A 17571-nucleotide genomic window follows, 5' to 3' on the forward strand; every position below is an offset into this window, starting at 1 on the left:
CCCTCCCTTTACCGGTTCTGCTCTGCGAGGCGGTCCAGGATCAGCGGGCCGAGGTCGGTGACGTCGCCCGCTCCCATGGTGAGAACGAGATCACCGGGCTCGGCCATTCCCGCGATCACGCCGGGGGCGGCGGCCTTGTCGTGGACGGCGGTGACGTCGGCGCCGGTCCCGCGGGCGGCGTCGATGATCAGCTCGCTGGTGATGCCCGGGATCGGGTCCTCGCGGGCCGGGTAGATGTCGAGGACCACGGAGGCGTCGGCGAGGGCGAGCGCCTGGCCCATCTCGGTGCCGAGCTCCTGCGTGCGGGAGAACAGGTGCGGCTGGAACAGGACCAGTATCCGGCCGCCCTCGGGGAGACCGGCGCGCATCGCCTCGAGGTCGGCGGTCATCTCGGTCGGGTGGTGGGCGTAGGAGTCGATCACCTGGACGCCGGCCGCCGCGCCCTTGAGCTGCAGCCGCCGGTTGACGCCCTTGTAGGCGGCGATCGCGGGCGCCAGGTCCTCGGCCGGGATGCCCAGCGCGACGCCGGCGGCGAGCGCGGCGACCGCGTTGTGGGCGTAGTGGCGGCCGGGCACGGAGACCGTGAAGGTGAGCGGGGCGTCGTCGATCTGGACGGTGACGTCGCTGGTCAGGCCCCTGGCGACGACGGCGCCGACGCGGACGTCGGCGTCCGGGGACTCGCCGTAGGTGACCGTGCGGATGCCGGTGCCCTCCAGGCGCGCGGTGAGTTCGCGGGCGCCCTCGTGGTCGGCGGAGATCACCAGCGTGCCGCCGGGGACGATCCTGCCGGCGAAGATCCGGAAGGAGTCGTAGATCTCCTCGATGGACGCGTAGTTGGCGTGGTGGTCGAGCTCCACGTTGAGGACGATGGCGACCTCGGGGGCGTACTTGTGGAAGCTGCGGTCCGACTCGTCGGCCTCGGCGACGAAGATCTCGCCCGTGCCGTGCGCGGCGTTGGAGCCGGGCACGTCGAGGTCGCCGCCGATGGCGTACGAGGGGTCCAGGCCGAGGGCGCCCAGCGAGACCGCCAGCATGGAGGTGGTGGTGGTCTTGCCGTGGGTGCCGGCCACGGCGATGGGCCGCAGGCCGTCCATCAGGCGGGCCAGCGCGTCCGAGCGGTGGACGACCGGGATGCCGAGCTCGGCGGCGCGGGCCAGCTCCGGGTTGTCCTCGCGGATGGCGGAGGAGACCACCACGCAGGTGGCGTCGTCGGCCAGGTGGGCCGCGTCGTGGCCGATGTGGACGGTGGCGCCCAGGGCGCGCAGCGCCTCGGCGGTGGCGGAGTCCCGGGCGTCGCTGCCGGCGACCTTGGCGCCCCGCTGGGCGAGGATCTTCGCGATGCCCGACATACCGGCGCCGCCGATGCCGATGAAGTGCGGTCGGTCCATGGCGGTGGGCAGGCCGGGTGCCATGCGTGTCTCCCTGCGGTGGTGCGGTCGTGTCCGCGCACAGCCTAGTACCGACGCGCGCGCCGCCCGGGACGGCCGCACCGGGCCGCGCCCCGGCGGCGCGGCCCCGGCGGGCGGGGGGAACCCGGCGGCGGGCCGCGGTGCCGGGCCCGGTTGACGGGGTCGCCTTCGGCGTAGAGGTAGGGATTCTTCTCCTGGCCGGAGGGGTCGGGGCTGGTGAAGCGGCCAATGCTGAGGTCGTAGTAGCGGGCCGCGAAGTGGTAGAGGCCGGTGGGGTCCTGGTAGTCGCCGGTGAACCGGAAGGGCGGGGTACCTGTTCGGCGGTGGTGGCGCGTGTGACGCCGCGAGTGCTGCAGCAGCCCCGCCGCGTCTGCTGAGGTAGAGGTACGCCTTACCGTTGGGGAGGCAGCCCGTCAGAGCCGACATCCTTGAAGCGCCACACCAGCAAAGCCCAGATGGCGGCCACGATCCCCATCCCCACCCATGCCTCACTGACCTTCTGGACTGCAATGAGGTAGAGGAGCAGCACAACGCAAGGCACTGTGGCGATGGCCGTCCACCGTAGGTTGCGACGAGTCTTACTGACGCCAGTGAAGCGTTCTCGGCTCATACCCATCCTTCCGGCTCGGCGGAGGGGCAATGCCTCTCCGCCGGTGCGCTGGCTGTTCAGTCTCCCTTGATGACACTCGACGCGATTTCTCCGGCGTAAAAGCCCATGCCGGCGCGCACGGCGGGCGCTACCGCGGCGCCCATTCCTGTCCCGGCAGTCGAGGCAGTGCACCCCAAACCCGCTACTGTGCCCACGGCCCACCCTGCCAGGCTTGCCCAAGCCGCGCGCGTGTCATCCTGCAGTGCTGGTATCCGGTACCCAGCAAGTCGCTTGCCCTACCAAGTACCTCAAGGGCTTCTCCGAAGCTGAGCGGTCCGGTGGTGTCGATGCGGTTGACGGGGTCGCCTTCGGCGTAGAGGTAGGGATTCTTCTCCTGGCCGGAGGGGTCCGCGGCCGGGTGGCGCCGGCGCGGCCCCGGGCGGCCGGCGCAGGCTCCGGCGGGGGTGGCGCAGGCTCCGGCGGGGGCGGCCGGTGCCCGGTCAGGTGACGACGCGGAAGGTCTCCGCCTTCGGGTCGGCGGCGTCCGGCAGCAGCATCCCCGCCGCGACCCCGCTGCGCAGGTAGTCCACGACCTCCCGCGTGATCACCTCACCCGGCGCCACCGCCGGCACGCCCGGCGGATACGGGGTGATGGTCTCGGCGGCCACCCGCCCGACGGCCCGGTCGGCCGGAACGTGGTCGACGTTGCCGAAGAAGGCGTCGCGCGGCCGGATCGCCTGCTCCAGCTCCAGCCCGTCCGGCACGGGCAGCAGCACCCGCGGCGGCCGCTCCATGCCGTCGGCCTCCTTGGCCAGCCGCCGCAGCGACTCCACCAGCAGCGCCTCGGTGCGGTCGTCGTCGCCGTGGGTGATCTGCGGACAGATCCGCAGCGTGTCGGCGGAGCCGACGTCCACGTGGCAGTTGGCGCGCAGCCATTCGGCGGCCTGCATGCCGGTGATGCCGAGCTCCCGGACCTCGATGGTCAGCTTCAGCGGATCGTGCTCGAACGCCAGCCCCTCGCGGACGATCTCCTCGCCCATCACGGAGAGCCCGGGCACCTCCGCCACCGCCTCGCGGATCCGCCGGGCGCGGGCGAGGGCGGTGTCCAGCAGGTCGTGGCCCTGCTCCACCATCTGCCGCCGCCAGCCGTCGAGGGTCGCGTAGACCAGGGAGGACGAACTGGTGGTGCCCAGCAGGTCCTCGCGCTGCTGGAGCACCTCGGCGGAGATGCGGTCGCCCTTGAGGTGGAACACCGAGCTCTGCTCGATCGCGCCGCCCATCTTGTGCACGCTGGTGACCACCATGTCGGCCTCGGCGTTCATCCCCCAGGTCGGCAGCTCCGGGTGGAAGGGGAGGTGGGCGCCCCACGCCTCGTCGACGATCAGCGGGACGCCGAACTCGTGGCAGACCCGCGCCACGCCGCGGATGTCGGCGCAGGAGCCCCAGTCGGTGGGCGTGATCAGCAGCATCCCCTTGGCGTCCGGGTGCTCCTGGAGCCTGCGGCGCACGTCGTCCGGCTCCGGCGGGTGCGCCAGGTGGCGGTCGCCGTCGAACTTCGGGTGCACCCAGATCGGGACCACGCCGTTGATGATCACCGCGGCGATCACCGACTTGTGGGAGTTGCGGGAGATCAGCAGCTTCTCCCCGGGGCCGGCCACCGCCAGCATCCCGGTCTTCACGGAGAGGGAGCTGCCGCAGGTGGAGAAGAAGGCCTGGTCCGCGCCGACCGCGTCCGCCATGAGCTCCTGGGCGTCGCCGAGCACGCCCTGCGACAGGCGGCGGTCGTCCAGCCCGTTCATGTTGAGCACGTCCGAGGCGAAGACGCCCTCGCCGAGGATCTCCTTCACCCGGGGATCCGCGCCACGGCCCTGCCGGTGGCCCGGCGGACCGTAGACCACGTCCCCTCGACGGCGGAAATCCTCCAGCGCCTCCAGCACGGGTACGCGTGAATGATCCACGGATCCTCCTCCTCCGGGTTCGGTCACCGGGTCCGGTCACCGGGTCGGGCCACCGTGTACGGGTCGCCCCGCCGTCGCGGACCCAAACGCCGGGCCGCGGCGCGACCGGTGAGGACTGATCGCGAGGACCCCCGGGAACACGAGGGAAACCGCTCACTAGAGGAAGGCCCCCGTGCGCACCGTCGGCGTCGAAGAAGAACTGCTCCTGGTCGATCCGGAGACGGGCGAGCCCCGTGCCCTGTCCGCAGCCGTGCTGGCCCGGGCGGAGCGTGACCCCGCGGACTCCGAGGTCTTCGAGAAGGAACTCCACGGCCAGATGCTGGAGTTCGCCACCCATCCGCAGTCCTCCCTGGCGAAGCTGCAGGAGGAGATCGTCCGCTGGCGCGCGGACGCGGCCCGGCACGCCGCCGGGACCGGCGCCGCGGTCGCCGCGCTGGCCACCTCCCCGCTCCCGGTGAGTCCCAAGGTCAGCACCAGCGAGCGCTACCAGTGGATGGTCGACCGCTACGGTCTGGCCACCCAGGAACAGATGGTGTGCGGCTGCCACGTGCACGTGTCCGTGGAGTCCGACGAGGAGGGCGTCGCGGTCCTCGACCGGATCCGTGACTGGCTGCCGGTGCTCACCGCGCTCAGCGCCAACTCGCCCTTCTGGCAGGGCAAGGAGACCGGCTACCGCAGCTACCGCCGCCAGGTGTGGGAGCGCTGGCCCTCGGCCGGCCCGACCGAGCCCTTCGGCAGCCCCGAGGAGTACCACCGCCGCACCGACGCGATGGTCGCCACCGGGGCCGTGCTCGACCGGCACATGGCGTACTACGACGCCCGCCTCTCCGACAACTACCCCACGGTCGAGATCCGCGTCTCCGACGTCTGCCTGGACGCCGACACCCCCGTGCTGATCGCCGCCCTGGCCCGCGGTCTGGTCGAGACCGCCGCCCGGCAGTGGCGGGCCGGCGTCGAGCCCCCGGCGCCCGCCAGCGTGAGCCTGCTCAGGCTCGCGGCGTGGCAGGCGTCCCACTCCGGTCTCGAGGAGGACCTGCTCCACCCCCTCACCTTCCGCCCCGCCCCCGCCCGCGAGGTGGTCGGCGCGCTCCTCGAGCACCTCGACGAGGCGCTCGGCGAGGCCGGTGACCGCGACCTGGCCCACCGCACGGTGGACCGCCTCTTCACCGAGGGCAACGGGGCCCGGTTCCAGCTCGAACTGTGGGAGAAGACCGGCAACCTGCGGGACGTCGTCGTGGAGTCCGTGCGCCGCACCGCCGCCGGCGCCCCCTGACCCGCCCGGCCCCCGCCCGCGAAGCCCCCGGTCCGCCCCGTCCGGGGGCTTCGCCGTGCGGTCCCGCCCCCCCGGAAGCGGTCACGATGGGCATCGCCCCGTCTCCCCGGAGATGACCGCCGAGCTCAGGGCCGCGGTCGTCGAGGGCGCGGGCCGGGCGTTCGTCAACGGCCTGCACGCCGCCGTGGTCGTCACCGGCGTCCTGTGCGTCCTCGGCGCGGTCGTGGCCGGCGCCGGCATCCGCTCCCGCGTCCCGGCGGAGGAGCAGGCCGCCGCCGCGGAGGCCGCGGCGCGCTGACCTCCCACGACGCGGGAAGGGCGACGCGCCCCGGGGGACACCCGCGGGGCGCGTCCGCCGTTTCCGGGCGCCCGTTCCCGGGCGCGTCGCCGGATCGGGAAAACCTCGCCGCTCCCGCCCCGCGCGTCGATTCGGCCGAACGGGTGAGCGCACGCCACAATGGGGGCCCAGCAGACGATCCGGGCACGAGGCGGGGGACCGACGGTGATGAGCAGGCGCAGGCACGACGTCACCGACGAACAGTGGGAAGGCCTGGCCGAGGTCGTCCCGCTGCGGGGCCGGGACGCCTGGCCCTCCCAGGTGGACCACCGGGCGCTGCCCGGGCAGGTCACCGAACCCCGCCGCCGTTTCGTGGTGCTCCGGGTCAACGTCTTCGCCGACGCCCGCGAGGTCGCCGAGACGCTGATGGCGGGCGCACCCGTCCTGCTCGACCTCTCCGGCGCCGAACCCGACGTGGCCAAGCGCGTCCTCGACTTCTCGACCGGCGTGGTCTTCGGCCTGGCCGCCTCCATGCACCGGGTCGACCGGAACGTCTTCCTGCTCACCCCGAACGGCGTCGAGGTGCAGGGCCTGATCGAGGGCCTCGGAGGCGGGAACTCCCGCTCCCAGCAGGGGTGATGCCGGGGGGTGACGCCCCCTCCGCCGCTGACCGGGTCCCCCGATCGTAGGAAGGCCCGCCGGGCGGAACGGTTCGCCGCCCCCGCGCCCGCCTACGGTCCGGTCATGACCGTGTCCATGCCGTCCGACGCCCCTCTCCCCTCCCCGTTCCCGCGCGAGGCGGAGGCGGCGCCGGTGCCCGTCCGGCGCGCCGTCACCGGCCGGGCCCGCGTCACCGAACTGCGGCTGTCCGCCTTCGCCGCCCACCGGCGGCTGCGCGTCCCGCTCGACGCGCCGTTCACCCTGGTCGCCGGACCGAGCGGCAGCGGCAAGTCCGGCGTGCTGCGCGCCTACGAGGCGCTGGCCCGGCTCGCCGCCGGGGCCGAACTCGGCGAGGCGTTCCCCGACGCCCTCTCCTGCGTCCCCGACCGCGCCCGCCCGGACGGACAGGGGCGCCGCGGGTTCCGCATCGGCTGCACCGCCGACGGCCCCGAGGGGCCGGTCCGGCTCGACGTCGCCGTCCAGGTCGAGCCCGAACTGCGGATCGTGGGGGAGAGGCTGACCGGTGGCGGGCTCACCCTGCTGGAGACCGCCCTGCGCGACCCCGGCCGCCGCGCGGTGCAGGCCGCCTGGCACACCGCGGGCGCCGCGCCGGTCACCCGCGCGCCCCTCCCCGACGACCGGCTCGGCACCCCGCTGCTGCCGCTGCGGGTCGCCGGGAAGACCGAGGGGCAGCGCCGGGTGCTGGGGGCCGCCGAGCAGATGGTGGTCGCCCTGCGGTCCGTGTTCGTCTGCGCCCCGCGGCCCGCCAGAATGCGGTCCGCCGTGCCGCTGGGCACCGGGCGTCTGCTGCGCGGCTGCGACAACCTCGCCGACGTGCTCTTCCGCACCCGCTCCGAGTGTTCCCGGCGGCACGGGCTGCTGATCGAGGCCGTCCGCGCCGGGTGCGCGGGGCCGGTCGCCGACCTGCTGGCCGAACGGACCACCGACGGGCGGGTGCGCGCCCTGATCGACCGGGGCGACGGCGCCCGCACCGACCTCGCCCGCCTCGGTGACGGCGAACTCCGGTACATCGCGCTGGCGTTGGTGCTGCTCACCGGGCCGGGCGTGCTGGAGGTCGACACCGTCGAGGTGCCCGAGGCCTACCAGACGCTCACCGTGCTCGCCGACGGGTTCGGCCACGGACTCGACGCCCGGCAGCGCCGCGAACTGCTGGGACTGGTGGCCCGGATGTGCGAGCGCGGGCACATCCGGCTGGTCGGCGCGGTCAACGACCTCTCCTGGGTGGAGGGCGAGGAGGGGGGCGACGCGGCGCGGGTGGTAGACCTGGCCCCATGACCGAGCAGCACCGGCCCCACCGTGACCTGGCCGCCCTGCAGCGGCGGCTGACGGAGTTCGCCGCGGCGCGCCGCTGGGAGCCGTACCACACGCCCAAGAACCTGGCGGCCGCGCTCAGCGTGGAGGCGTCCGAACTGCTGGAGATCTTCCAGTGGCTGACGCCGGAGGAGTCGGCGCGGGTGATGGAGGACCCGGGGACGGCCCACCGGGTGGAGGACGAGGTCGCGGACGTGCTCGCCTACCTGCTGCAGTTCTGCACGGCGCTGGGCGTGGACCCGTTGTCGGCGCTGGATGCGAAGATCGGACGCAACGAGGAGAGGTTTCCCGCGCCGGGGGAGTGAACCCGGCACCTTCGAGGCCCCGCCTTCACTCTCCGGAGTCGTGGAGCGAAGCGTTCCCGCGAAGTTTTCCACAGATTTCCGGCATGGTCTGGCGTATTCGTGCCCGACCCTTCACTCTGGGTAGTGAAATCGGCACGGCGTGCGCGGGGGCACGCGGAGCGAACGGGGGCGGCGTGGATGGACGCGGCACGACTCATCGAAGCGGGTAGACGCGCCCTGGCGGTCAGCGAGGAGCCGCAGGCCGTCATGGCCGAGGTCTGGCAGGCGCACGCCCTCGCCCAGGCGGTCGGCAGCCGCCTGGCCGTGGCCGGTCCGCCGGAGCTGCGCGGCGAGGCGCTCGGCCTGACGGAGCTCGCCGGGCGGGGCTGCGGGGTGCTGGGGCCGGCGCCCTTCGGCGGCGAACACCTCCGGGCGGCCAGGCTCACCTCCCTGGGTGAGCCGTGCCAAGTGCTCCAGCTCCTCGGGGAGTTGCTGTCCGAGGCGGGCATAGCCATGATCGGCCTCGCCCCGGTGGCGGCCGACGACGACACCTACTGGCAGTGCATGGAGGCCATCGACGCGGCCGACGAGTCCCGCGACCGCGTCCTGCAGATGATCCGCCGCCTGTCCTGACCCTCCGCCGCCGCCCGGATGTCCGCCCTCCCGGCCCGCGGGTCCGGGCGGGCGTCCTCCGGGCCGCGCGCCGTCCTCCTACTTCTTGCGGGGTCTGGCCGCCTTTTTCCTGGAACCCGTCGGCGTCCTGCCCGCCCGGCCGCGCTGGGGGCCGAGCGAGGGCGCGGACGGCCGCGGGGCGGCGGCGGCCTGCCGGGCCGCGAACGTCCGGGTGATCTCGGTCTGGGTGCGGACGGGCGCGGGCAGGTCGGGGAGGGCCAGGAGCGTGTCGCACGCCCGGAGCGAGGCCGGGAGGTCGCCCACCCCGTACGCGGTGACCGCGTACTCGAAGAGCAGGCCCCAGCGGTACACCCAGGGCCTGATGAAGAGGAGGTCGTCCGGTTCGCCCCGGCCGACGACGGCGCCGAGGACGGCGTGCGCGGTGTGGTGGCGGCCCTGGGCGCGCAGGCGGGAGGCGAGTTCGTAGCAGGCCTCCAGCCGCTGGGGGCGCGCCTCCCAGGCGCGGGAGAAGGCGTCCATGGCCCCGGCCCAGTCGTCGTTCCTGTCGGCCTTGAGGATGCCGGCCTCCAGCAGCGAGCAGTAGACCTCCTCCTCCCAGCCGCCCATCGCGGCGCGGCGCTCGTAGAGCGCGATCGCCTCCTGCGCGTGGCCCAGGTCGCGTTCGGTGTTGGCCAGGTAGAACACCGTCCGCGTGTTGGAGGGGTCGCGTTCGAGTTCGCGCCGCAGCAGGCGCGCGTCGCGTGCGAACTTGTCGTCGCGGCAGCCGCCGTCGGCGTGGTCCTCGATCACCAGCGCGTCGAGGTTGCGCTGCACGTCGGGCTCGTCGGTGCAGGGGTACTCGTGGGTGACGCCCTCGTAGCGCCAGGCCAGGTCACCGCGCATGAGGTGCTTGAACCGGTGCTGGGTGCCCGGTGTGTCGTAGCGCAGCATGTACGAGGTCGCGGTCAGGCGGGGCAGCGGCGCGTCCTGGCGCAGCACGTGGTCGGCGTCGAGCGTGAGCAGGTAGTCGGCCCTGCCGCGGGCCCGTCGGATGTTCCGCGTGCGGTTGTGGCCGAAGTCGACCCAGGGCTCCTCGTGCAGCTCGCCGGGGATGCCGTCGAGCGCCCTGCGGATCAGGTCCTGGGTGCCGTCGGTCGAGCCGGTGTCGGAGATCACCCAGGTGTCGATCAGGTGACGGACGGAACCGAGGCACCGTTCGATCACGTGCGACTCGTTCTTGACGATCATGCACAGGCAGATGGTCTGTTTCGGCATGTCTCACCGGTCCCGGATGCTGACCGCCTCCCCGCCTGGAGGGGGCGTCACTGTGGCACGTGCTGGATCCGGGAGAGGGTATCCGCGCGGCGGCCTGATTGCCCGTCATTGATCACATTGACGCCTCATGTGTCGTCACTGCTCCCTTTGGGCTCATATAAGCCGATTTGATGATGTCTGGGCGCGCCGCGGTCCGATGCGCCGCTCTCCGGAGGGACGGCGGGTGAGACTCCTGCTGCGGAAACCTTCCGCGGACATCGACGCAAGGGAGAGCAGGCGCATGAGTTCTGGGGCCGCAAGACGCCCGCTGTGTGGGCCGCTGGCACGTGACAGGTTCAGGAAAGCAGGGATGCTGGCCTCGCTCGCGCTGGTCATGGCGACCGGTGTGGCCACCCCGGCCACCGCGGTGCGGAGCATGCCGGAGCACCCGGCCACGCCGTACGGCGGCGACACGAGCAGGTGCACGGACGGCCAGGACCGGCACGCGGTCTCGCCCCACGGCGGCGGCTGGGGCAAGGACCACTGCCGGGGAGCCACCGGCCCCACGGGCCCGCAGGGGCCGCGCGGAGCCACCGGCCCCACGGGTCCGCAGGGGCCGCGCGGGGCCACCGGCCCGTGCGTCGACATCGACTCCGTCGCCCCGTCGAGGTCGGAGCAGTTCAGCGCGGTGATCTCGGGCGGCCTGACGTCCGTGGGCCGTCAGGACCTCACGCCCACCGTGGGTCCCTTCACCTGGGTGGACCTCAGCGACAACCCCGGCTACCCAGGACCCTCGTCCTGTGGTGTCGGCATCTCCACCCAGGGCAACGACCTGTGGGTCCAGGTCCTGACGACCGGTGGCCAGATCTGGCAGACCCACTGCGCCCTGGAGGGCACGACGCTCACCTGCACGGAGGCGTGGCTGCCGCAGACGGTTCCACCCACCCTCAGGAGCGCCCCGAGCCCGAGGTAGGCCACGGGCGGCGAGCCGGACCGCCGTGACGGCCGGCCGCCCGCCCGCCGGCTCCCCGCCGGAGGGTACGCCCGGGGCCCGGGTGGCCCTGGGGAGGAGCGGCTCGCCGTGCCGCACCCGGCACACCCCGCCGGGGCGGCACGCAGGGCCCCGGTACGGCGAAGGGCCGCCGCGGTGTGAACGCGGCGGCCCTCGCGAGCGGGGACCCGGTCACCGGACGGCGGGGACCGGCGGCTCCTCGGCGGTACGCGACGCCAGCACGGAACGCTTGCGGCCGTACCCCAGGTACACCGCCAGTCCCGCCGCCAGGAAGGCGGCGAACTGCGCCCACGTCGACGGCCCCGTCTCGTACATCAGGTACAGGCAGAACAGCACGCCCAGTCCCGGCAGCACCGGTCCGAACGGCACCCGGAACGGCCGCGCCAGCTCCGGCTCCCGGCGCCGCAGCGCGATCACCGCGACGTTGACCGCGGCCATGGCGCCCAGCGTGCCGATGGTGGAGAGGTCGATCAGCCCGTCCAGCGGAACGAACGCCGCGACCAGGCCGAAGACCACGCCGACGACGACCGTGCCGGTCACCGGCGTGGAGGTCTTCGCGGAGACCTTCTCGAAGACCCGCGGCATCAGGCCGTCGCGCGACATCGACATCAGGATCCGGCTCTGTCCGTACGTCACCGCCAGCGTCACCGAGGCGATGGCCACCACCGCGCCGAAGGCGATGACCGCCCTGCCCATGTCGGAGCCCGTGACGACGTCGACCACGTGGGACAGCGCGGCCGGCCGGCTGCCCGCCTCCTCGGAGCCGATGGCGCCGATCGCCGCGAGGGCCACGGCGCAGTACAGGACGGTCACCAGGCCGATGCAGACCAGGATCGCGATCGGCACGTCCCGGCGCGGGTTGCGCGACTCCTCGCCGGCCGTGGTGATGGCGTCGAAGCCGATGTAGGAGAAGAACGCCGCCGAGGTGGCCGCGCCGATGCCCGCCATGCCCTCGGGCGCGAACGGGCTGAGGTGCCCGTCCTGGAAGGCGCTGTAGCCGACCGCGCAGAACACCAGCAGGATCGCGATCTTGACGACCGCCATCACCGCGGTGGCGCGGGCGCTCTCCCGCACGCCGCGGACCAGCAGCAGGGTGGCCAGGCCGATCAGCACCACGGCCGGCAGGTTGACCACGCCGCCCTCGGTGGGGCCGTGCGAGAGGACGCCGGGCAGCTGGAGGCCGAGCAGGCTGTCCAGCAGTTCGTCGAGGTACTCGCTCCAGCCCACCGCGACGGCGGAGATGGAGATGCCGTACTCCAGCAGCAGGCACCAGCCGACCAGGAACGCCGCGGTCTCGCCGAGACCGGCGTAGGCGAAGGAGTAGGAGGAACCCGCCACCGGGACGGCGCCGCCGAGCTCGGCGAAGGAGAAGGCGGTGAAGACGCAGGTGATCGCGGCCAGGACGTAGGAGACGACGACCGCGGGGCCGGCCTCGGCGATCGAGTCGGACAGGCCGACGAAGATGCCGGTGCCGACCACGGCGCCGATGCCGAAGCAGATGAGGTGGAAGAGGCCCATCGTCCGCTTCAGGCCGTGACCCTCGAGGTCGTGGCCCGATTCGGCGATCAGGAGCTGGGAGGACTTGACGCGTGGTGCGGGCATGCGGGTGGTGCTCGTTTCTGGGTGGTGCGGGGCGCGACGGGGTGGGTCGCGGGTCGGGCGGCACGGAAGGGATGGTTCCCTGCCGCCCGGGGGTCGGTTCCGCGGCGCGCGACGGCCGCGGAGCAGCATCCTCGGGCCAACCCGGTCACCGGGTCAACGGGGGTCCGGATCACCGGCCGGGCGGACGACCGGGGCGACCGGGGCCGCCCCGGGCACCGGTGTCACCGGCCGAGCGCGGCGACCATGACGGCCTTGATGGTGTGCAGGCGGTTCTCCGCCTCGTCGAAGACGACGGAGTGCGCCGACTCGAAGACCTCGTCGGTGACCTCCAGGCAGTCCAGGCCGTACTCGGCGTGGATCCGCCGGCCGACCTCGGTGCCGAGGTCGTGGAAGGCGGGGAGGCAGTGCAGGAACTTCACGTCCGGGTTGCCCGTGGCGCGCAGCACGTCCATGGTCACCGCGTACGGCGACAGCGCGGCGATCCGCTCGCCCCAGACCTCCTTGGGCTCGCCCATGGAGACCCAGACGTCGGTGGCGACGAAGTGCGCGCCCCGGACGCCCTCGGCGACCTCCTCGGTCAGCGTGACGCGCGCGCCGCTGATCTCCGCCAGCTTGCGCGCCCGGGCGACGACCTCCTCGGCGGGCCAGTGGTCGCGGGGCGCGACGATCCGCACGTCCATGCCGAGCAGGGCGCCGGTGACCAGGTAGGAGTTGCCCATGTTGAACCGGGCGTCGCCCAGGTAGGCGAAGGCGGTCTCCTCCAGCGGCCGGCCGCCGTGCTCGGTCATGGTGAGCACGTCGGCGAGCATCTGGGTGGGGTGCCAGTCGTCGGTCAGGCCGTTGAAGACCGGCACGCCCGCGTACGCGGCGAGCTCCTCCACCTTGGCCTGGCTGTCGCCCCGGTACTCGATGCCGTCGTACATCCGGCCCAGCACCCGGGCGGTGTCCTTGACCGACTCCTTGTGCCCGATCTGCGAGGCGGACGGGTCCAGGAAGGTGGTCGAGGCGCCCTGGTCGGCGGCGGCGACCTCGAACGCGCAGCGGGTGCGGGTCGAGGTCTTCTCGAAGATCAGCGCGATGTTGCGGCCCCGCAGGTACTGGGTCTCGCTCCCGGCCTTCTTGGCCGCCTTCAGCTCGGCGGCCAGTTCGACCAGGCCGAGGAACTCCTCACGGGTGAAGTCCAGCTCCTTGAGGAAGCTGCGGCCGGCGAGGGCTGAGGGGAGGAGGGGCATCACGAGCTCCTGTGCTGCTGCGGGGACGCTGGAATTCTATACGACGGTGAGAATGATTATTCACCGCAGGGTGGAAAGCGAGACCCTACACCGGATCCCGCTCCACCGGGCAGCTCATGCAGCGCGGCCCGCCCCGCCCCCGGCCCAGCTCGTTGCCCCGGATCTCGATCACCTCGACCCCCTGCTTGCGCAGGTGCGTGTTGGTGGTGGTGTTCCGCTCGTAGGCGACCACCACGCCCGGCTCCACCGCCAGCACGTTGCACCCGTCGTCCCACTGCTCCCGCTCGGCCGCGTGGACGTCCTGGGTCGCGGTCAGCACCCGGATCTCGCCCAGGTCCAGCGCCGAGGCGATCGCGCGGTGCATGTGCTCCGGCGGATGGTCGGCGACATCGATCCGCCGCCCCGCGCCGCCCGGGGTGATCGTGTACGAGCGGAGCATGCCGAGCCCCGCGTACTGGGTGAAGGTGTCCCGGTCCACCATGGTCATCACGGTGTCCAGGTGCATCGTCGCCCGCCGCTTCGGCATGTCCAGCGCCACCACGGTGCGCGCCGACCCGGTGGCGAAGAGCTTGTGGGCGATCATCTCCACCGCCTGCGGGGTGGTCCGCTCGCTCATCCCGATCAGCACCGCCCCGTTGCCGATCACCAGCACGTCGCCGCCCTCGATGGTCGACGGGTAGTCCTCGTGTCCCTGCGACCAGATGTGGAACTCCTCACGGCGGAACAGCGGGTGGTGCCGGTAGATCGCCTCGAAGTGCACCGTCTCGCGGCGGCGGGCCCGCCAGCGCATCGCGTTGATGGACACCCCGTCGTAGATCCAGGCGGAGGTGTCGCGGGTGAAGAGGTGGTTGGGCAGCGGGTTCAGCAGGAAGTCGTCCAGCTCCATCACGTGGAACCGGACCGAGACGGGCTCCGGATGCTCGTCCAGGTACTCCCGCTTGGTCATGCCGCCGATCAGCGCCTCGGCCAGCCGGTCGGACGGCAGCTCCTCGAAGACGGATCTCAGGTGGCCGGTGGCGAGCGGGCCGAACTCCCGGTTGTCGAACACCTCGTCCAGGACGAGGGAGCGCGCCTCGGGGATGGCGAGCGTCTCGGCCAGCAGGTCGCCGAAGAGGTGCACGGCGACGCCGCGCTCACGCAGCACCGAGGCGAAGGCGTCGTGCTCCGCCTGGGCACGGCGCACCCAGAGCACGTCGTCGAAGAGCAGGTCGTCCTTGTTGCTGGGCGTGAGCCGTTTCAGCTCCAGGCCCGGACGGTGCAGCACGACCCGGCGCAGCCGGCCGGCCTCTGAGTCGACGTGGAATCCCATGCCCCTCATCCTGACCCCGACCGCACGACTTCATCCCTGTTCACCTGCACCTTCCGCCCGCAAGCAGCAGCCGCCTGCCGGCCCGGAGCTTTACGCCTGGGAAGATCCGTGCGAAGTTGCGGCATTGCGCCATGGCACGAACCCGCCGCGCCCCGGCGGAACGGGAACGAATGGGGGCCACGATGATCCAGGACGTGCTGGGACTGACGGAGAGCGAGTCGAACGCCTACCGGGAGCTGTTGCGCCGCCCCTCCTGCTCCGCCGGGGAACTGGCCGGGGTGCTGGAGGTGCCCGAGGGCGAGGCGGCGCGGCTGATGGGACGGCTGGAGGCGCTGGGCCTGGCCGCCCGCAACGGGCAGGCGCCCGGCCGGCTGAGCGCCTCGCCGCCCCGGCTCGCGCTCGGTTCGATGCTGGTCCACCGGCAGAACGCGCTCCGGCTCGCGGAGATCGAACTCGGCTCGCTGGAGGAGCTGTACCGGGCGACCATGGCCGAACGGTCCTCCTCCGACGTCCTGGACGTGATCCGCGGCACCGACGCCACCCGGCAGCGCCTGGAACAGCTCCAGACCGGCGCGCGCAGCGAGATCCTGGGCCTGGTCCAGGCGCCCTCCCGCTTCGTCTCCGTCGCCGAGAACACCGCCACCGAGGCCGCCGCGGCGGCGCGCGGGGTCGCCTACCGGGTGGTGCTGGAGCGCCGCATGCTGGAGGAGGGCGACGGCATCGTCGAGGAGCTCGAGCGCGCGGTCGACGCGGGGGAGGAGGTACGGGTCACCGACTCGGTCCCGGTCAAGCTGCTGATCGCGGACCGCGAGCTGGCGCTGGTGCCGATGGGCGGCCGGGGCCACGCCGCGGACGGCGCCCTGCTGGTGCGTCCCAGCGGCCTGCTCGACGCCCTCATAGGCCTCTTCGAGCTCGTCTGGCACCGCAGTTCGCGGCTCACGGTGCCCCGGGCGGGGGAGGTCGTGGTGTCCACCTCCAGCGCCCTGGACGGGACGGACGCCCGCATCATGAGCCTGCTGGTCGCCGGGCTCACCGACCAGGCGGTCGCCGTGCGTCTCGGACTGTCGTTGCGCACCGTGCAGCGCCGGGTGGGCCAGCTGATGAAGCTCACCGGCGCCCAGACCCGCCTCCAGCTGGGCCTTCAGGCCGCGCGCCTCGGCTGGGCCTGACCGCCCGGGCGGCGCCGGAAACCCTCCCGGCGCGGCCCCGGTGACGCTCCGTCATGTCCGCCGCCTAAAATGATCAACGTGTCCGACCAGCGCGCTCCCCGATCCCTCATCGTCACGCTCTACGGCGCGTACGGCCGCCACCTGCCAGGACCGCTGCCCGTCTCGGAGCTGATCCGGCTGCTCGCGGCGGTGGACGTCGACGCCCCCGCCGTGCGTTCGGCGGTCTCCCGGCTCAAGCGGCGCGGCATGCTCGTCCCCGCCCGCACCGCCGCCGGCGCGGCCGGCTACGCGCTCTCGCCGGACGCGCGGCAGCTGCTCGACGACGCCGGACGCCGGCTGCACGCCGGCCCGCCCGGGCAGGAGGAGGGCTGGCTGCTCGCCGTCTTCTCCGTGCCGGAGACGCTGCGGCAGCGCCGCCACGTGCTGCGCACCCGGCTGGCCCGCCTCGGGTTCGGCACGGCCGCGCCCGGGGTGTGGATAGCCCCGGCCCGCGTCCACGACGAGACCCGGCACACCCTGAGCCGTCTCGGCCTCGACCGCTACGTGGACCTCTTCCGCGGCGAGCACCTCGGCTTCCCGCCCACCGGGGAGGCCCTGGCCCGGTGGTGGGACCTCGCCGCGATCGCCGCCCGCTACGAGGACTTCCTCGCCCGGCACACCGGCCTGCTGCGGGCCTGGGAGCAGCGGGCGGACACCCCCGCGGAGGAGGCCTACCGGGACTACCTCCTCACCCTCGACGCCTGGCGCGAACTGCCGTACGCGGACCCGGGCCTGCCCCCGCGGCTGCTCCCCGCCGACTGGCCGGGGCCGCGCGCCGCCGCGCTCTTCGGCGCCCTGCGCGACCGGCTGGGCGAGGGCGCGGCGAGGTTCGTCCGGCCGGCGTGAGCCGGCCCGGGCGGCGCGTCCCCGCGGCCCGCCCGCGACGGTCGCGGTCCGGCCCCGTGCCACGGCCGTCCGGCGGTTCGCTGTGGACGGCCCGCCCGGCGGTGGGGCCTTTGCACCACAGGGCTCCCTGTGGACGATGGGTCCATGGTCTTCTCCTCGCCCCTGCGCGCGTGGCTGCTCCCCAACGCCCTCCTGCCCGTCCTGCTCGTGGCCTGGGGCGCGCTCCGCTACCCGCACCTGCCGGGGCGGATACCGGAACACGTCGGGCTCGGCGGGGTGGACGCCTGGACGGACAGGACGATCGGCAGCGCCTTCGCCCCGGTCCTCGTCCACCTGGGCGTGACGGTGCTGATGGTGGGCTGCGCCGAGCTGACCCTGCGCGTGACCCCGCGCGACGAGCTGCGGGCCGGCCGGCCCGCACCGTTCGCCGTGACGCCCACGGCCCCGTCCCCGCTCAGCAGACCCGGCAGCCGTGCCTCCGCGCGCCGGATCGCCCGCGCCCTGCTGGTGTTCAACGCCTGCGTCGGCGTCTCCTTCGTCGCGGGCTGCGGAGTGCTCTGGCGCTCCACGCCGGATCCGGACGTGCCCGCGTGGATCCTCGTGGCGATGATCCTGCCGCTCCTGGCGGGCGGCGCGGTGACGGTCGCCGCGGCGACCGGCGACCGGCGGCGGTGACCGGGGCGGCGCCGGGCGCCCGCTCCCGCGGCCCGGCTC

The 17571-nt window shown here is 73.5% G+C and carries 16 protein-coding genes and 1 pseudogene; 10 read left to right on the forward strand and 7 right to left on the reverse strand.

Features of this window, described 5'->3' with window-relative positions:
* Window positions 1–8: 8 nt before the first annotated feature.
* The 3 genes and pseudogenes from murC to A2U95_RS03595 form a co-directional block, all read right to left on the reverse strand.
* A complete protein-coding gene (gene murC, locus A2U95_RS03585) occupies window positions 9–1412 on the reverse strand; it encodes a UDP-N-acetylmuramate--L-alanine ligase (RefSeq protein WP_166020773.1) in 1404 nt (467 codons plus the stop codon).
* 146 nt (window positions 1413–1558) lie between these two features.
* A pseudogene (locus tag A2U95_RS03590) lies at window positions 1559–1761 on the reverse strand (RHS repeat-associated core domain-containing protein); the annotation flags it as partial.
* A 737-nt stretch (window positions 1762–2498) separates the two neighbouring features.
* Window positions 2499–3956, reverse strand: coding sequence for an aminotransferase class I/II-fold pyridoxal phosphate-dependent enzyme (locus A2U95_RS03595; protein ID WP_166020774.1), 1458 nt, complete (start codon window positions 3954–3956; stop codon window positions 2499–2501).
* Between the two features lie 172 nt (window positions 3957–4128).
* On the opposite strand from A2U95_RS03595, the gene A2U95_RS03600 reads away from it, so the two are divergent.
* From A2U95_RS03600 to A2U95_RS03625, 6 genes are all read left to right on the forward strand, one after another.
* Window positions 4129–5229, forward strand: a complete 1101-nt coding sequence (locus A2U95_RS03600) for a glutamate--cysteine ligase (RefSeq protein ID WP_166020775.1) — start codon at window positions 4129–4131, stop codon at window positions 5227–5229.
* Window positions 5230–5341: 112 nt separating this feature from the next.
* Window positions 5342–5527: a hypothetical protein gene (locus A2U95_RS03605; RefSeq protein ID WP_338104417.1), complete on the forward strand. Its 186-nt coding sequence runs from the start codon at window positions 5342–5344 to the stop codon at window positions 5525–5527.
* Between the two features lie 207 nt (window positions 5528–5734).
* Entirely contained in the window at window positions 5735–6145 is a 411-nt protein-coding gene (locus tag A2U95_RS03610) for a cell division protein SepF (protein ID WP_166020776.1), read from the forward strand.
* Window positions 6146–6250: 105 nt separating this feature from the next.
* Window positions 6251–7462: an AAA family ATPase gene (locus A2U95_RS03615; RefSeq protein WP_166020777.1), complete on the forward strand. Its 1212-nt coding sequence runs from the start codon at window positions 6251–6253 to the stop codon at window positions 7460–7462.
* A complete protein-coding gene (locus tag A2U95_RS03620) occupies window positions 7459–7803 on the forward strand; it encodes a nucleotide pyrophosphohydrolase (RefSeq protein ID WP_166020778.1) in 345 nt (114 codons plus the stop codon). The genes A2U95_RS03615 and A2U95_RS03620 overlap by 4 nt, the downstream gene beginning before the upstream one ends.
* Before the next feature lie 177 nt (window positions 7804–7980).
* Entirely contained in the window at window positions 7981–8415 is a 435-nt protein-coding gene (locus A2U95_RS03625) for a DUF6099 family protein (RefSeq protein WP_166020779.1), read from the forward strand.
* A 78-nt stretch (window positions 8416–8493) separates the two neighbouring features.
* On the opposite strand, the gene A2U95_RS03630 is transcribed toward A2U95_RS03625, so the two are convergent.
* Window positions 8494–9669 (reverse strand): glycosyltransferase, encoded by a 1176-nt coding sequence (locus A2U95_RS03630; RefSeq protein ID WP_166020780.1) that lies wholly within the window; start codon window positions 9667–9669, stop codon window positions 8494–8496.
* A 349-nt stretch (window positions 9670–10018) separates the two neighbouring features.
* Between A2U95_RS03630 and A2U95_RS03635 the strand changes: the two genes are divergently transcribed.
* Entirely contained in the window at window positions 10019–10621 is a 603-nt protein-coding gene (locus A2U95_RS03635) for a collagen-like protein (protein WP_166020147.1), read from the forward strand.
* Window positions 10622–10831: 210 nt separating this feature from the next.
* Here the strand turns inward: A2U95_RS03635 and A2U95_RS03640 are convergent, their stop codons facing one another.
* The 3 genes from A2U95_RS03640 to A2U95_RS03650 form a co-directional block, all read right to left on the reverse strand.
* Complete coding sequence (locus A2U95_RS03640; protein ID WP_166020781.1) at window positions 10832–12262, reverse strand: amino acid permease; 1431 nt, start codon at window positions 12260–12262, stop codon at window positions 10832–10834.
* 221 nt (window positions 12263–12483) lie between these two features.
* Window positions 12484–13494 carry an ornithine carbamoyltransferase gene (gene argF, locus A2U95_RS03645; protein WP_166020782.1) on the reverse strand — a complete coding sequence of 337 codons (1011 nt, stop codon included), beginning with the start codon at window positions 13492–13494 and terminating at the stop codon, window positions 12484–12486.
* Window positions 13495–13579: 85 nt separating this feature from the next.
* On the reverse strand, window positions 13580–14803 hold the full coding sequence (locus A2U95_RS03650) for an arginine deiminase (RefSeq protein WP_166020783.1): 1224 nt from the start codon (window positions 14801–14803) through the stop codon (window positions 13580–13582).
* Window positions 14804–14973: 170 nt separating this feature from the next.
* On the opposite strand from A2U95_RS03650, the gene A2U95_RS03655 reads away from it, so the two are divergent.
* From A2U95_RS03655 to A2U95_RS03665, 3 genes are all read left to right on the forward strand, one after another.
* Window positions 14974–15972 carry a helix-turn-helix domain-containing protein gene (locus A2U95_RS03655; protein WP_206282814.1) on the forward strand — a complete coding sequence of 333 codons (999 nt, stop codon included), beginning with the start codon at window positions 14974–14976 and terminating at the stop codon, window positions 15970–15972.
* Between the two features lie 69 nt (window positions 15973–16041).
* A complete protein-coding gene (locus A2U95_RS03660; RefSeq protein ID WP_166020784.1) occupies window positions 16042–16857 on the forward strand; it encodes a PaaX family transcriptional regulator in 816 nt (271 codons plus the stop codon).
* 144 nt (window positions 16858–17001) lie between these two features.
* A complete protein-coding gene (locus A2U95_RS03665; protein ID WP_166020785.1) occupies window positions 17002–17532 on the forward strand; it encodes a DUF1648 domain-containing protein in 531 nt (176 codons plus the stop codon).
* Window positions 17533–17571 lie beyond the last annotated feature (39 nt).

It is taken from the genome of Streptomyces chilikensis (assembly GCF_001642695.1).
Lineage (GTDB): Bacteria > Actinomycetota > Actinomycetes > Streptomycetales > Streptomycetaceae > Streptomyces > Streptomyces chilikensis.

Bases quoted from the DNA above. Each gene is read 5' to 3' on its own strand.
- argF (WP_166020782.1), bottom strand. From the start codon at position 13,494: ATGCCCCTCCTCCCCTCAGCCCTCGCCGGCCGCAGCTTCCTCAAGGAG.
- A2U95_RS03640 (WP_166020781.1), bottom strand. From the start codon at position 12,262: ATGCCCGCACCACGCGTCAAGTCCTCCCAGCTCCTGATCGCCGAATCG.
- A2U95_RS03620 (WP_166020778.1), top strand. From the start codon at position 7,459: ATGACCGAGCAGCACCGGCCCCACCGTGACCTGGCCGCCCTGCAGCGG.
- A2U95_RS03630 (WP_166020780.1), bottom strand. From the start codon at position 9,669: ATGCCGAAACAGACCATCTGCCTGTGCATGATCGTCAAGAACGAGTCG.
- A2U95_RS03665 (WP_166020785.1), top strand. From the start codon at position 17,002: ATGGTCTTCTCCTCGCCCCTGCGCGCGTGGCTGCTCCCCAACGCCCTC.
- A2U95_RS03605 (WP_338104417.1), top strand. From the start codon at position 5,342: ATGACCGCCGAGCTCAGGGCCGCGGTCGTCGAGGGCGCGGGCCGGGCG.
- A2U95_RS03615 (WP_166020777.1), top strand. From the start codon at position 6,251: ATGACCGTGTCCATGCCGTCCGACGCCCCTCTCCCCTCCCCGTTCCCG.
- A2U95_RS03635 (WP_166020147.1), top strand. From the start codon at position 10,019: ATGCTGGCCTCGCTCGCGCTGGTCATGGCGACCGGTGTGGCCACCCCG.
- A2U95_RS03610 (WP_166020776.1), top strand. From the start codon at position 5,735: ATGAGCAGGCGCAGGCACGACGTCACCGACGAACAGTGGGAAGGCCTG.
- A2U95_RS03625 (WP_166020779.1), top strand. From the start codon at position 7,981: ATGGACGCGGCACGACTCATCGAAGCGGGTAGACGCGCCCTGGCGGTC.
- A2U95_RS03650 (WP_166020783.1), bottom strand. From the start codon at position 14,803: ATGGGATTCCACGTCGACTCAGAGGCCGGCCGGCTGCGCCGGGTCGTG.
- A2U95_RS03660 (WP_166020784.1), top strand. From the start codon at position 16,042: ATGATCAACGTGTCCGACCAGCGCGCTCCCCGATCCCTCATCGTCACG.
- murC (WP_166020773.1), bottom strand. From the start codon at position 1,412: ATGGCACCCGGCCTGCCCACCGCCATGGACCGACCGCACTTCATCGGC.
- A2U95_RS03655 (WP_206282814.1), top strand. From the start codon at position 14,974: ATGGGGGCCACGATGATCCAGGACGTGCTGGGACTGACGGAGAGCGAG.